Here is a 13,250-nt window from a genome sequence, read left to right on the forward strand (position 1 = left end):
TGGCTACAGGCTTCTAGGCTGCCTGCGTCCGCCGGGCCCCGCCGACCAGGGCCAGTAGCGCCACTACCAGCAAACCCAGCATCGCCAGGTTCACCGGGCTCCAGCCCAGGCCGCTGATCAGTGCGCCCGAGGCGAGCGAGGCGGCCGCGGCCACGCTGCCGTTGCCCAGTTCCATCAGTCCTTGGGCCTGGCCGCGCTCGTCGGCGGAGTGACCCTGGCCGAGCAGGGTGGTGCCGGACACCAGCATCAGGTTCCAGCCCATGCCGAGCAGCAGCGACGAGACCAGGAAGTGGCTCTGCAGCTCGCCGCTCAGGGCGATAACAGCGCTGGCGGTCAGCAGCGCGATGCCCAGTAGCGCCACACGCTTGCACCCCAGGCGATCCACCAGCGGGCCGGCGACGAAGGCCGGCAGGAACATGCCGACCATGTGCCAGCGGATCACCTCCGCGCCCGCTTCCAGCGGCAGACCGCAGAAGCTCATGGCCAGCGGCGTGGCGTTCATCACCAGGACCATCAGCCCGTTGCCGATGGCGGTGATAAGCATGGCGCTGCGCACTACTGGTCGTGCCAGCAGCTCGCGCATCGCGGCCAGGCCACGACTGGCGGACGGCGGTAGCGCGCCCTGACGCAGGCCGGCCAGCAGGGCGATGGCCAGCGCGGCGAGCAGCGAGACCAGCAGGTAAGCACCGACGAAGGGGCGCTCCAGGGCATCGCGGGCCCACAGGGTCAGCGTCGGTGCCAGTAGGGCGGCGCACAGTCCGCCGCCGATCACCCAGGCGGTGGCGCGGCCCTTGTGCGCGTCGTCCACCGCCTCCAGGGCGGCGAAGCGGTAATACATGGCCGAGGCCTGGTATACGCCGATGGGCAGGGCGCCCAGGCAGAACAGCCAGAAGTCCGCCAGCCACACGCCCAGCGCGCTGAGCAGGCCGCCGAGCACACCGGCTCCAGCACCGAGCAACAGGCCAGCGCGGCGCCCGCGGCGCTGCATGAAGGCCGACAGCGGCTGGGTCGCCAGCAGATAGCCGAGCACCAGCAAGGCCAGGGGCAAGGTGGCCAGACCATTGAGCGGCGCCAGCTGCAGGCCGACCAGCGAGGTCAGCGTGATGCCGATCATCGCGCAACTCCAGAACAGGGCCTGGGCGATGAACAGACGCAGCAAGGTGGGGTTGCGCAGAAGCAGCATGGTGTCAGTCCTGGACGCAGCCGGCGGGCTTGACGGTGCGTTCGCTGGTGGCGGGCGAGCGCGCCAGCTTGGCGGCGGGGCGGATCGGCCGGCGTACCAGCTCGCCGCCGCAGTTCGGGCAGGTGCCCTGCAGGCGGTCTTCCGCGCAGTCGACGCAGAAGGTGCATTCGAAGGAGCAGATGCGCGCATCCAGCGAATCGGGTGGCAGGTCGCGGTCGCAGCATTCGCAGCCGGGGCGCAGTTGCAGCATGGTGGTTCTCCTTGGTTCGCGAGGTGGATTGGGTCAGGCGAAGCGTTCGGCATAGTCCTGGGGGCTCACCGACAGGTGCTTGTGGAAGGTGCGCCGCAGGTTTTCCGGGTGGCGGAAGCCGGTCAGCCGCGCCACGGTGCCGATCGAGGCGCCGGCGTCCTGCAGCAGCAGGCGCGCCGACTCCAGGCGCAACTGCTCGACGTAGCGACCGGGGCCCATGCCCAGTTCCTGGACGAACAGCCGCGACAGGCTGCGCGCGGAAAGATGGGCCTGCTGCGCCAGGGCTTCCAGCGATAGGTCGGCGGCCAGGTTCTGCGCCATCCACTCCAGCAGGCCGAGCAGGCGCGGGGTGCGGCTGGCATCCGGGGCGAGCAGGGCGCTGAACTGCGCCTGGCCACCGGGGCGACGCAGGAACATCACCAGGCGCCGGGCCACGGCCAGGGCCAGCGGGCGGCCCAGATCAGCCTCGACCAGCGCCAGGGCCAGGTCGATGCCGGCGGTGACGCCGGCCGAGGTGAACACATGGGGATCGCCGTCGCGACCGCTCGGGTCGTAGGTGTGCAGGCGATCGCCGTCCACCTCGATGCGCTCGTGGCAGCGCAGGGCTGCCACGTCGGCCCAGTGGGTGGTGGCGCGGCGGCCGTCGAGCAAACCGGCGGCGGCCAGGATCAGCGCGCCGGAGCACACCGAGCCGAGGCGGCGGATCTGCGGCTCGGCGTGGCGCAGCCAGGCCAGCAGCGGCTGGTTGGCGCATTGCGCGGTCTCGCCCAGGCCCCCGGGAATCAGCAGGGTATCCAGCCCGGCCGGATCGCAGTCACGCCAGGCCTGGTCGGCGACCAGGCGGAAGCCGGCGGAAGTGGCCAGCGGACCGGCCTCGTCGGCCAGCACCAGCAGGCGATACGCCTCGGCCTGGCCCTGGCGACGTAGCTCGACATTGGCCGAGGCGAATACCTGCAGCGGGCCGGTCACGTCGAGGCTCATCACATCGGGGTAGATCAGGCTGGCGATGGTGCGCATGGGGTTCTCCAGAAGCTTGTGGCGAGTCTGCGCTCGCCCTGTTCTGGCAACAAGGACAATCACCCCACAGATATGGCCAGTCGCTCAGTCAGCGTTGGCCAGTCTTTCCAGAAAGCGCAGCAGCAGGCTCTCTTCCTCGCGCAGGCCCTGGCGTGGCTTGGCGGCGCGCAGTGCAGCCAAGCTGCCGTCGAGGAAGGCATCGATCACCGCCGGATGGATGTAGCACTTGCGGCAGATGGCCGGGGTATTGCCGAGCAGGCGGGAAACCTGGCGGGTGACCTCGACCACCTGGCTCTTGGCCTCACTGTCGCTGCTCGGACGTAATTCGCGCAGGCGCTGCAGGGCCAGGGCGCTGCCGGCCCAGGTGCGATAGTCCTTGGCGGTGAAGTCGCTGCCGGCGTGGCACTGCAGGTACTGGTTGACGTCCGCCGAGCTGACTCCGCGACGCTCGCCGGCGTCGTCCAGGTACTGGAACAACTGCTGGCCGGGCAGCTCCATGCAGCGCCGCACCGCCCGGGCCAGGCGCGGGTGGGTCAGGCTGACGCGGTGCTCGATACCGCTCTTGCCGCGGAAGTGGAAGCGGATGGCGGCGCCGGCCACCTCGACGTGCCGGTTGCGCAGGGTAGTGAGGCCGAAGGACTTGTTGTCCCGCGCGTACTGCGGGTTGCCGACGCGGATCAGGGTCGAGTCGAGCAGGGCGACCACCGTGGCCATGACCTTGTCGCGGCCCAGATCGCGCAGGGCCAGGTGTTCTTCCACCTGGCGGCGCAGGGCGGGCAGGGCGCGACCGAATTCGAGCAGGCGTTCGTACTTGTTGCAGTCGCGCACCTCGCGCCAACGCGGGTGGTAGCGGTACTGCTTGCGTCCGCGGGCGTCGCGGCCGACCGCCTGCAGATGGCCGCGCGGGTCGGGGCAAATCCACACGTCGGTATAGGCCGGCGGAATCGCCAGGGCGTTGATGCGCTTGATCTCGTCGGCGTCGCGGATGCGCTCGCCATGGCTGTCGAAGTAGACGAAGTGGCCGCGCAGCTTGCGTCGGCTGATGCCGGCCTGGCGGTCATCGACATACACCAGGTCCGGCGGCAACGCGGGACACAGCGCGGTGCCGGTGTCTTCGCGCTCGTCGGCTGGCAGCGGGCGGGTGCCGCTGGCCAGCGGCGGTTCCTGTTCGCTCATGGCTCGCGCTTCCAGTCCAGGGCCTGGTTCCACAGCTCGCCGCCGCAACGCGGGCAGGTGGCAGCCTGTCCCGCCTGCAGCGGTTGCGGGTTGCCACAGCGGTTGCAGGCGTACAGGCCCTCGCTGGGAACGTGCCGGTAGGTCGGGTTGAGTTCTTCCGGAAGCACCGACAGGCCGCTTCGGGTCTGCTCGGCGGGGAAGTAGTACAGGCTCAGATCGCCATCCACCTCGAGGATGCCAAGGCGCACCTGACCCAGGTGCTGCACGCCGCCGCGACGCAACTCCATGTGGAATTCGTCGCTGGAGATGTTCTGTGCCTCTAGGGAGCCCAGCTCGTACAGGCCATCGCGAATGATCACCACCGGCTTGCCCTCGACCCAGCTGCCGAAGCGCGGGCTGCGCTTCATCAGGCGGGTGGTCAGGCTGTAGAGCAACAACAGGGTGGCGAACACCACGAAGACCGGCAGCAGCGGCACGTCGTCGTAGAACGATACGTCGCCGGCGGCCGAGCCGAGGGTGAGGATCACCACCAGCTCGAACAGCGACAGCTGGCGCACGCCGCGGCGCCCGGAAACCTTCAGGAAGATGAACACGGCCAGGTAGGCACACGTTGCGCGCAGGGCGACCTCGCCGAGAAACGCCAGGGGAAAGTCATCCAGCAGCATGCGTTGCCAGTCGAAAGCTTCCATGCGTACCTCCTCAGCCGACTTGCGGGTTGCTCCAGGGCATGGACCAGGGCGCCAACTCGTAGCCGTCCTTGCTCAGTTCCAGACGCGCCAGTTCGACCAGGCCGGCCAGGCGCGCCGGGTCGCCATATTGCGAGCGCGCCACGTGGGCCTGGGACAGCAGTTCGACATCGCTGTCATCGAACACGCGGAAGGAGAAGCTGGCGTCCTCGCGGTCCGCCCGGGTTTCGCAGGCGTGTGGCAGGAAGGCCTGTTCGACGATATGCAGGGCCTCTTCGAGGCTGAGGGCGGTGCTCATGCGGTGCCTCCGTCTGTGGCTGTTAGTGAGTAGACGGGGCGGCAGCCGTTAGGTTCGTACAGAAAAGCGAAGCCCCCTGGGCCGGAGGGCGCAGGGGGCTTCTGTTGGCGGCAGGCCGGGGCGAGCGGAGTGTTACTCGGGCATGCTCCAGGGATCGAGCGAATAGCCCTGGCGGCTGATCTGCTCGCGGGACTGGGCCAGTGCGTCGGCCAGCTGCGCCGGGTCGGCGTAGGTGCGGCTGTCCAGTTGGGCCTGGCTCAGGCGGCGGTTGGTGCGGTCGATCACCGCCAGGGTGATCACGCCGGTACCGTCCTGCGGTTGCCAGGCGACGCACTGGAACGGCTGGAAGGCGCGGCCGGCGATCAGAAGAGCTTCGTTGACGCGGAGCGAGGTGTTCATGGGTCTGTTCTCCAAGGATGCCCAGTGTGCGATCTGGCCAGCGAAAGCACGTATTGCCGCGGCCTGTGAACTGTTGATGGCGAAACCTGACCTTGGAGTCACATGCTGTCGTAAAAACATAGATATATGTCGCATGTTGGCGTTTTTCGGGGCTTTGTGCCCTGTGACGAGCTTTGCGAAGGTGCCGTTGCGCTGGTTATCCTAGCTGCCATGCAGCCCACACAAGGAGTGACACCATGTTGTACAGTCTTATCTCGCTGATCATCTTTGCCCTGGATATCTGGGCGATCATCAACGTGGTGAAAAGCAATGCCGACACCTTGAAGAAGGTGCTCTGGGTGGCGCTGATCGCGCTGCTGCCGGTGATCGGCCTGATCATCTGGGCGCTGATGGGCCCACGCGGCAACATGAAGTTCTGACCCCACCGCCTGTTCGCCCGGCTGGAGCCGTCGGGCGTATCTCCTTACAATGCGCGCCTTCTTCATGGGCGGGCCTGGTCCGTCCGATTCCACCAGCGACGACGGGGCCACCCATGAGCGATTACCAAGAAACTCTCTACGACGGCTATGGCCAGCGCTTTCGCATGGACAGGCTGCTGCATGAGGTGCGCACCGAGCACCAGCACCTGGTGATTTTCGAGAACGCGCGCATGGGCCGGGTGATGGCGCTGGACGGAGTGATCCAGACCACCGAGGCCGATGAGTTCATCTACCACGAGATGCTCACCCATGTGCCGATCCTGGCCCACGGCAACGTCAAGCGCGTGCTGATCATCGGCGGCGGCGACGGCGGTATGCTGCGCGAGGTACGCAAGCATCGCGGCGTGGAGAGCATCACCATGGTCGAGATCGACGGCACCGTGGTCGACATGTGCAAGGAGTTCCTGCCCAACCACAGCTGCGGCGCCTATGACGACCCGCGGCTGAACCTGGTGATCGACGACGGCATGAACTTCGTGGCGACCACCACGGAGAAGTTCGACGTGATCATCTCCGACTCCACCGACCCGATCGGTCCGGGCGAGGTGCTGTTCTCCGAGAACTTCTACCAGGCCTGCCGGCGCTGCCTGAATGACGGCGGCATCCTGGTGACCCAGAACGGCACGCCTTTCATGCAGCTCGATGGCGTACAGACCACCGCCGGACGCATGGATGGCCTGTTCGCCGACTGGCACTTCTACATGGCCGCCGTGCCCACCTATATCGGCGGCAGCATGACCTTCGCCTGGGGGGCTACCTCCGCCGGTTACCGCAAACTGCCACTGGACACCCTGCGCCAGCGCTTCGCCGGCAGCGGCATCGTCACCCGCTACTACAACCCGGAAATCCACCTGGGCGCCTTCGCCCTGCCGCAGTACGTGCTGCAAGCGGTGAGCAAGCCGAGCAACGACTGATGTGATGGGTGAGTGAGAAAGCCGGCGAATGCCGGCTTTTTCGTTTCTGCCACGGGCTGATCGCCGGGGCGCTCACGGCTCGGATAGCGCCTGTGCCGCTCTTCGGCGCATTGCCAGCGCTGTTCGCCGACGGCTTGCCAGCCGCCCGGCGCGCTCGGGATGGGGGCGTATACCTGGTGCGAAAGTGGGCGTGCACCACGGCAGCAGCGCAGGCGCCGTCCAGAAGCGCAAAAGCTGGCAGATGCCGGCTTTCTTCACGCTCGAGGCAGGGGCGCGGCCGAGCGCTCTACAGCGTGATCAGGCCTTTCAGCAGCGCCTGGTGGAAGCGCTCGGGTGCCTCGACCTGCGGTGAATGACCGAGCTCGGGGAATTCCACCAGTGTGCCGTTCGGCAGTGCGGCGGCGGCCTTGCGGCCCAGCGCCGGGTAGTCGCCCAGGCGCTCGGCGACCGCCTTGGGCGCGCGATTGGCGCCGGGAGCGGTACGGTCCTTGCCGCCGATCAGCAGCAGGGTCGGTGCCTGAATGCGGCCGAACTCGTGGATCACCGGCTGGCTGAACAGCATCTCTGCGGTCTGCGCCTGGTTCCAGGCGACGATCTCGCGGCCCTTGCCGTGGTACAGGCCGACCTGCATGTCCACCCAGCGCTCGTACTCCGGCTTCCACTGGCCGTTGTAATAGAACTTCAGCTGGTAGTTCTTGATGCTCTCGAAGCTGGCCTTCAGCTCACCCTGGTTGAGCTGGTCGATGCTGGCATAGGGCACGCCCTCGGCCTGCCAGTCCTCCAGGCCGATGGGATTGACCAGCACCAGTTGCCGCACGCTCTGCGGATGGTTGAGGGCGAAGCGTGCGGCGAGCATGCCGCCCATGGAGTGGGCGATCAGCGTGACCTTGGCCACGCCCAGCTGTTCCAGCAGGGCCTGGGTATTCAGCGCCAACTGGTTGAAGCTGAACTGGTAGCCGCGCGGCTTGCTGGAGGCGCAGAAGCCGACCTGGTCCGGCGCGATCACCCGGTAGCCCTGGTCGCTCAGGGTCTTGATGGTCTGTTCCCAGGTGGCGCCGCAGAAGTTCTTGCCGTGCAGCAGCACAGCCGTATGGCCGTTCGCCTGGCCCCTGGCGGCGACGTCCATGTAGGTCATGGACAGGCTCTGTCCCTGGGACTGGAACGCGAAGCGCTGCTGCGGATGGGGATAATCGAAGCCTTCCAGCTGTTCGCCGTAGCTCGGCGTAGCGGCATGGATGGCAGTGCTGCTGGCAAGCAGGGCGGCGCACAGCAGAGTGGAGTTCAACCTGGGCATGGGGAGAGTCCTGGCGATGGGAAGTGCGGCATTTTTAGGACAATTCCCCGCAGTCGAGAAAGCCTGGCACTGTTCCCGGATGTTTCCTTGGCGAGAGCCGCGCAGCTCCGATCTAGAGCGTCGCAAGCATGCCTAGCCGGCGCAGCGCGGCGCCGCGGGGGTGAGCCGTATGACCAGGTGGGAGAGGTAGAAGAACGTCTCGTAGGCCAGCGATTCGGCCTTGGTGTGCCAGCTGCGATAGCGACTGGTGGGCGTCGGTGCGGCGTAGGCGGTGATGCCGATGTCCCGGGCCAGCGTCATCGCCCGCTTCATGTGCAGGGGATCGCTGACGATCAGCGCGTTGTCGAGCCCGTGCTGTTTCATCAGGGCGCAGGCCTGGGCCAGGTTTTCGGCGGTGACGGTGGAGACCGCCTCGGTCAGCATGCGCTGGGCCGGAACCCCGGCGGCGAGGGCGTACTGGTGGGCGACCGCGGATTCGGCGTGCGCATCCGCGATGCCGATACCGCCCGTGAGGATCAGGTAGTCCGCGGCCTGATTGCGGATCAGCTGGATGCCATGCTTGATCCGCTCCTCGAACACCGGCGATGGCTGGTTCTGCCACACGGCGGCGCCGAGCACGATCACCGCATCGACTTTGGCAGGCGCTGGCTCGGCTGCGTAGCGGGCAATCTGCAGCGCTGCCGTGGCGACTGCGCCGATCAGCAGCGCTGGCAGCGCCAGGCGCATGCCCATGTGGCGAGGCAGGTTCAGCGCTGTTCCACCCGCTGATGCAGCTGTTGCGACAGCTGTTCCAGATGCTCGCCCAGGCTGACCAGCGACTCCTGGGCGCTGAGCAGCTCGGCGCTGGCGGCGCGCTGGCGCTGGCTGGCCTCGCGTTGTGCGGCGCTGTGGTCGCGCACCTGGATCAGCTGGTGGTGGGCCTGATCCAGCGCCTGGCTGTGTTCGAGGATGGCGCCGGAGAGGTTGGCGGTGAGGCTGGCGTTCTCGGCCAGGGCCTCGCCCACGTCGCTGACCTGCGCGGCGCCGGTATTGACGATCTGCTCGGACTGGCCGAGCACGCTCTGCACCGTGTCGGCGGTCTGGTTGCTGCGCTGGGACAGCGAGCGCACCTCGTCGGCGACCACGGCGAAGCCGCGCCCGTGCTGGCCGGCGCGGGCCGCCTCGATAGCGGCGTTGAGTGCCAGCAGGTTGGTCTGCTGGGCGATGGCGCTGATCATCTGCATGGATTCGGCGATGCGCTGGTTGCTCGCCTGGATCGCCTGCATGCTGTCCTGGGCCTGCTGCATACGCGTGGCGCAGGCGTTGACCTGGCCGCTGCTGTGCTGGGTGTCCTGGCTCAGCTGCTGCATGTGCGCGGTGCTCTGCGCCAGGCTGGCGAGCACTTCATGCACGGCCAGGTCGAGCTGGTGCATGGCCTCTGCCTGCTGCTGCACGTCACCGTCGATGCTCTGGCAGCGCTGGCGCATGTTGTCGAGGGTGCGGTAGAGCTGCTGCGACAGCTGGCGCAGGTCGCCGGCGCTGTGGCGCACCTCGTCGAGCAGGCTGGCCAGCTGCTGGCTGCCGGCGGTGGCCGCCTTGCCGACCCGCTCGGCCTCGTCCAGGTGCTGCTGTGCGCCATCCAGCGCCTGCTGGCGCACCCGGGCGCTGTACCACTGGGCCAGCCACATGGTGATCACCGGCAGCAGGTAGCCCGAGTATTCATTGACCATGGCGTCGCGCGCGCTCAGCTCGAACTGCGGCAGGGCAGCGCCGGAGCGGTCCAGGCGGATCAGCCAGAACACGAAGACCAGCTGCAATAGGCTCCAGAACGCCGCACTACGCCCGCCCAGCAGCAGATAGGCGAAGCCGATCACCACCAGAGGCCAGAAGATGTGCGCGGAGTGCAAACCGCCGAGCTGGTAGACGAGGATCATCGCGTAGCTGCTGATGAGCGCCATGGCGAAGTTGACCACCGCGCGGGCCGGCAGCCAGGCCTGGCGCAGCATCAGCAGGGCCAGCGGCATACCGATGATCAGCAGGAGCGAGCCCTGCACCAGCGCATCGTTGCCCAGACGGCCCCACTTGATGCCGCTGTACAGGCCGATGGTGAGGCCGCACAGGCAGAAGAAGGCCAGCATCCGGCTCATCAGCTGATCGCTGGGGTCCTGCTCGGTCTGGGGCATGAGTGTGGCTAACAGCCCTTGCTGCATGGGAGTTGGCTCCGTTCTTGTTGGTTTGCCGAACGTATCGGCGAAGTGGGTCGTGACTTGAAACTGGCTGAACTGACTGGTGGCACATGGCCTGCAGTCAGATTAACCAGTCAAATCACTGGCGGCGAACAATTGGCGACAAGGCGCCAGAAACGGCCGTTTCGTCGCCCATAAAGGCAGGAAAGTCGCCTTATTCCGACCAGACGGCGTACTCGTTGTCGCTGGGATCGGCGAAGTGGAAGCGCCGGCCACCGGGGAAGGCGAACACCGGCTTGAGAATCCGTCCGCCCGCCGCCTCCACCGCATTCTGCGTGGCATTGAGGTCGGCGCTGTACAGCACGATCAGCGGGCAGCCCCGGTCGCTGGCGAAGTCCAGCGCCGCGCGGAAGAAGCCGCCGTCGATGCCGGCGCCGACGAAGCAGCTGTAGTCCGGGCCGTAGTCGACGAAGCTCCAGCCGAACACCTGGGCGAAGAAGGCCTTGCTCGCCTCGGGTTCGCGGCAGGGGATTTCCAGGTAGTTGATGCCGTGGTGCTGGTGCATGGCTTATTCCTCGCAGGGTTGCAGGTCGGCTGCGCCTACTTCTTGGACCGCATCCAGGTGGGCGAGGTCGGACACCTCCATGGCGCGGGTGTCGACCTTGTAGGCGGAGACCAGGATGCGCGCGGTGCCGGCGATCACGCACTTGCCGCTGGGCAGCTGTGCCGGCACGCCGAGCTGGGCGAAGGCCTGTTGCTGGTTGGTGAAGCAGAACCAGGGCAGGCGGGCGTCGTCCGCGTCACGGGGAATGGCGGCTGCGCTCGGGCCCTGGGCAAAGAAGCACAGCTGCGAGTTGATTTCGTCGTGGGGGCGGTAGCTGTATTCGCCGCTCAGGGCGAGCTGGCCGCGATAGAAGCGCTGCTCGCCGTCACGGTGATCCAGTTGCAGGCCAGTGGCCTGGGTGAGGGCGGGTAGCAGGGCGGCAAGGAGGCAGAGGGCACGCATGGAATCGTCCTGATCGAGGGCGCTGCGCGCCGGGTCCATTGGTGCGGCAGAACCTAGCAGGCATCGCCGCGGATGTCTGCTACCTCGATGGGTTCAGGCACTCGGCCGGGTCATGGGGTCGCGTCCTTCGGCGCTTCCTGCCAGCTGTCGTCCGGGTCGAAGCGGGCCATGGCCAGCGCCTGCCTGTCACCCTCGGGGCCGAGGTCCTTCTCGAACACTTCGCCCTCATGGCTGATCATGAAGCTCATCACCCCGCTGTTGCCGTAGTCGGCGGGCCAGGCGACGAGGGCGAAGCCGCGGCTCATGTTGTCGCCGAGCCGGTAGTTGTAGGCGCCGCCGGGGGCCGAGGGCCCCTGGGCCTCGAGGATGCGGTAGCGGTAGCCGTGCCAGTCGCCGTCCGGCAATTCGTCGCCGAACAGCGGCCCCAGCGGGCTTTCTTCCACGCCCGGCTGGTCGGGCCAGTACAGGCCGTCGTGCTGGCCGTCGCTGCTGGCGAACTGCTGGGCGTATTCCAGGACGCCGTCGCCGTCGCGGTCGATCTCGGCGTAGTCCATCTGCGCATCGTGGTAGGCGCGTACCGCCTGCAGGGTGGCCAGTTCATTGCGGCCGATGCGGCGCAGGCGAATGGTCTCGCCGCCGGCCCGGGTGTCGAAGAACCAGCCGTCCCTGCCGCGCACCAATGGCAGCGGCAGCTCCCAGGCGCTGTTGCCGACCACCAGGCGCGAGCGGTCGCGGGCTTCGGGGCGGATCTCGTGCTTTTCCCGGTACAGGGCGAGGAAGGCCTCGACATCCTCGCGTTCCACGCCATCGCGCGGGATGTAGCTGCGCCAGTCGTTGCCGAGCAGCGCCGCCAGGCGCGTCGCATCGGCCTGCTGGGTGCCGAGGGCGGCGACGAAGGCGGCGGCGGCTTCCTCGGGGCTGGGGAAGGCTTGCTGGGCGTGCAGTCCCTGCACGGGTAGGGCCAGCAGGGTGAGCAGGGTGAGGCTCTGGATCGCGTGCATGGGCGGGTCTCCTTATCAGCGCCGTCTGGCGCCGCCGCGGGACGAGGACATGGCCGGGCGGCTCACCGCCCGTCCGCTGGCGCGCGCCGCTTGCGGGCGGCTGGCGGCGGCGCGGCTGGCCTGGCCGCGTTGCTGATAGGCGCGCTCCCTGTCCGGTGTACGGGCGCCGGCAAAGGCGTTGTCGCGGGCGCCGCGCGACGAGGCGTGCTGCTGACGGGCCTGTTGCCGGCTCTGCGCCGTGCCGCGCTGGCTGGACTGGGCGCGCTGGCGCAGCTGATCGGAGTTGCGCATGTCGCGATTGGCGGTCTGTGCCCTTTCGCGGGCCTGGCGGTTGCTAGTGGCCGGGCTGTCGAAGCCGCGCTGCTCCAGGCTCTGCCGCGCCCGTTCGCGGTCGGCGACGCGCGCCGGGTCGCGGCCGCGCAGGTCCTGGCGCTGCTCGCCGTTGGCCAGGCGCTGGCCGTATTGCTCGCGGCTGGCGCGGTCGCGGTAGGGCACGCCGTCGCGGTTCACCGCGTTGTGCTTCCAGGTTCTGTCGCCGGTGTTGATCTGGCGATTGCTGTTGATGTTGTTGTAGCGGTCCACGTCGATGTCGATATCGCCACCGCCCCAGTCGCAGTCGCCCCACAGCGAGTCGATGATCGCCACACCGGCGGCGAAGCCGATGCCGGCCACCACCGCGGAGCCGAAGTAGTAGCCCGGGGGCGGTGGGTAGTAGACCGGCGGATAGGCCGGGTAGGGCCAGGTGCCGTAGACCACCGTGGGGTTGTAGCTGGGCACGTAGACCACCTGCGGATCGGCCGACTCGATGATGATGGTCTGCTGGCTGCCGCCGCCGCTGCTGGTCACTTGGGTAGAAGCTGCGGCCGGCTGCTCGCTGACCTTCTGCTGCTCGTTGGATTCCAGGTTGCCGGCTTCCTTGGCCTGGCGGCGCAGGCGCTGCACCGAGTCCATCACCTTGTCGGGGCTGGCGAGGAAGGCATCGCCGACCTTCTGCACCCAGGCGGGGTCCTGGCCCAGGGTGATCAGCACGGCGGGGAAGGCCACCAGCGATTGCACGCTGGGGTCCCAGGGCTGGTCGGACACCTGGCGCACGGCATCGTCGCCGCTGGCGTCCGGATGCTCCGTCGACCAGGTCACCGCGTCGGCCACGTCGCCGGGGTAGGTGGCGGCCATCAGCACCTGGGCCAGCAGGGCGTCGGGGTACAGGGCCAGCGGGGCGAGCATCTGGTCGAGTTCTTCGTTGCTGAAGACCTGCTCGCTGGGCGCGCTGTTCTCGCCATCGGCGGCGGGCACGGGGCTGACGAGCAGGGCCAGGAGCAGGCCCAGCAGGCTCAGGGACGGGTGAATACGCATGGCGATTCTCCTTGCGCGCAGGCGCAACC

16 protein-coding genes are annotated in these 13,250 nt (G+C 67.9%); 2 read left to right on the forward strand and 14 right to left on the reverse strand.

The genetic code is table 11. The features are described 5' to 3' along the window. Positions 1-13 precede the first annotated feature (13 nt). From N7607_RS18135 to N7607_RS18165, 7 genes are all read right to left on the reverse strand, one after another. A complete protein-coding gene (locus N7607_RS18135) occupies positions 14-1,180 on the reverse strand; it encodes an MFS transporter (RefSeq protein ID WP_279867417.1) in 1,167 nt (388 codons plus the stop codon). Positions 1,181-1,187: 7 nt separating this feature from the next. Beyond that, the gene (locus N7607_RS18140; protein WP_279867206.1) at positions 1,188-1,433 is read right to left on the reverse strand and encodes a DUF1272 domain-containing protein; all 246 of its coding nucleotides are present in this window, start codon (positions 1,431-1,433) and stop codon (positions 1,188-1,190) included. Positions 1,434-1,466: 33 nt separating this feature from the next. Beyond that, complete coding sequence (locus N7607_RS18145; RefSeq protein ID WP_279867419.1) at positions 1,467-2,462, reverse strand: DJ-1/PfpI family protein; 996 nt, start codon at positions 2,460-2,462, stop codon at positions 1,467-1,469. 72 nt (positions 2,463-2,534) lie between these two features. Continuing rightward, positions 2,535-3,626 carry a DNA topoisomerase IB gene (locus N7607_RS18150; protein ID WP_279867207.1) on the reverse strand — a complete coding sequence of 364 codons (1,092 nt, stop codon included), beginning with the start codon at positions 3,624-3,626 and terminating at the stop codon, positions 2,535-2,537. After that, positions 3,623-4,315, reverse strand: coding sequence for a YetF domain-containing protein (locus tag N7607_RS18155; RefSeq protein WP_279867208.1), 693 nt, complete (start codon positions 4,313-4,315; stop codon positions 3,623-3,625). Before N7607_RS18155 ends, N7607_RS18150 begins: the two co-directional genes overlap by 4 nt. A 10-nt stretch (positions 4,316-4,325) precedes the next feature. Next, complete coding sequence (locus N7607_RS18160) at positions 4,326-4,610, reverse strand: DUF1652 domain-containing protein (RefSeq protein WP_279867209.1); 285 nt, start codon at positions 4,608-4,610, stop codon at positions 4,326-4,328. A gap of 132 nt (positions 4,611-4,742) precedes the next feature. Beyond that, positions 4,743-5,009, reverse strand: a complete 267-nt coding sequence (locus tag N7607_RS18165) for a hypothetical protein (RefSeq protein ID WP_137972742.1) — start codon at positions 5,007-5,009, stop codon at positions 4,743-4,745. Between the two features lie 236 nt (positions 5,010-5,245). Between N7607_RS18165 and N7607_RS18170 the strand changes: the two genes are divergently transcribed. Continuing rightward, positions 5,246-5,428 (forward strand): PLD nuclease N-terminal domain-containing protein, encoded by a 183-nt coding sequence (locus N7607_RS18170; protein WP_279867210.1) that lies wholly within the window; start codon positions 5,246-5,248, stop codon positions 5,426-5,428. 113 nt (positions 5,429-5,541) lie between these two features. Then, complete coding sequence (speE, locus tag N7607_RS18175) at positions 5,542-6,402, forward strand: polyamine aminopropyltransferase (RefSeq protein WP_279867211.1); 861 nt, start codon at positions 5,542-5,544, stop codon at positions 6,400-6,402. A 286-nt stretch (positions 6,403-6,688) separates the two neighbouring features. Here the strand turns inward: speE and N7607_RS18180 are convergent, their stop codons facing one another. From N7607_RS18180 to N7607_RS18210, 7 genes are all read right to left on the reverse strand, one after another. Further along, positions 6,689-7,696 (reverse strand): alpha/beta hydrolase, encoded by a 1,008-nt coding sequence (locus tag N7607_RS18180; RefSeq protein WP_279867213.1) that lies wholly within the window; start codon positions 7,694-7,696, stop codon positions 6,689-6,691. 132 nt (positions 7,697-7,828) lie between these two features. Next, positions 7,829-8,422, reverse strand: a complete 594-nt coding sequence (locus tag N7607_RS18185; protein WP_279924035.1) for a YdcF family protein — start codon at positions 8,420-8,422, stop codon at positions 7,829-7,831. Between the two features lie 20 nt (positions 8,423-8,442). Beyond that, positions 8,443-9,885 carry a methyl-accepting chemotaxis protein gene (locus tag N7607_RS18190; RefSeq protein WP_279867215.1) on the reverse strand — a complete coding sequence of 481 codons (1,443 nt, stop codon included), beginning with the start codon at positions 9,883-9,885 and terminating at the stop codon, positions 8,443-8,445. A gap of 190 nt (positions 9,886-10,075) precedes the next feature. Next, positions 10,076-10,426: a VOC family protein gene (locus tag N7607_RS18195; RefSeq protein ID WP_279867216.1), complete on the reverse strand. Its 351-nt coding sequence runs from the start codon at positions 10,424-10,426 to the stop codon at positions 10,076-10,078. A 3-nt stretch (positions 10,427-10,429) separates the two neighbouring features. Beyond that, positions 10,430-10,867 carry a hypothetical protein gene (locus tag N7607_RS18200; protein ID WP_279867217.1) on the reverse strand — a complete coding sequence of 146 codons (438 nt, stop codon included), beginning with the start codon at positions 10,865-10,867 and terminating at the stop codon, positions 10,430-10,432. A gap of 110 nt (positions 10,868-10,977) precedes the next feature. Further along, positions 10,978-11,868: a DUF2950 domain-containing protein gene (locus tag N7607_RS18205; RefSeq protein WP_279867218.1), complete on the reverse strand. Its 891-nt coding sequence runs from the start codon at positions 11,866-11,868 to the stop codon at positions 10,978-10,980. A 15-nt stretch (positions 11,869-11,883) separates the two neighbouring features. Beyond that, positions 11,884-13,221 (reverse strand): DUF3300 domain-containing protein, encoded by a 1,338-nt coding sequence (locus tag N7607_RS18210; protein WP_279867219.1) that lies wholly within the window; start codon positions 13,219-13,221, stop codon positions 11,884-11,886. Positions 13,222-13,250: the final 29 nt, after the last annotated feature.

Origin of the sequence: Pseudomonas sp. GD04019 (genome assembly GCF_029837695.1) — a bacterium.
GTDB lineage: Bacteria > Pseudomonadota > Gammaproteobacteria > Pseudomonadales > Pseudomonadaceae > Aquipseudomonas.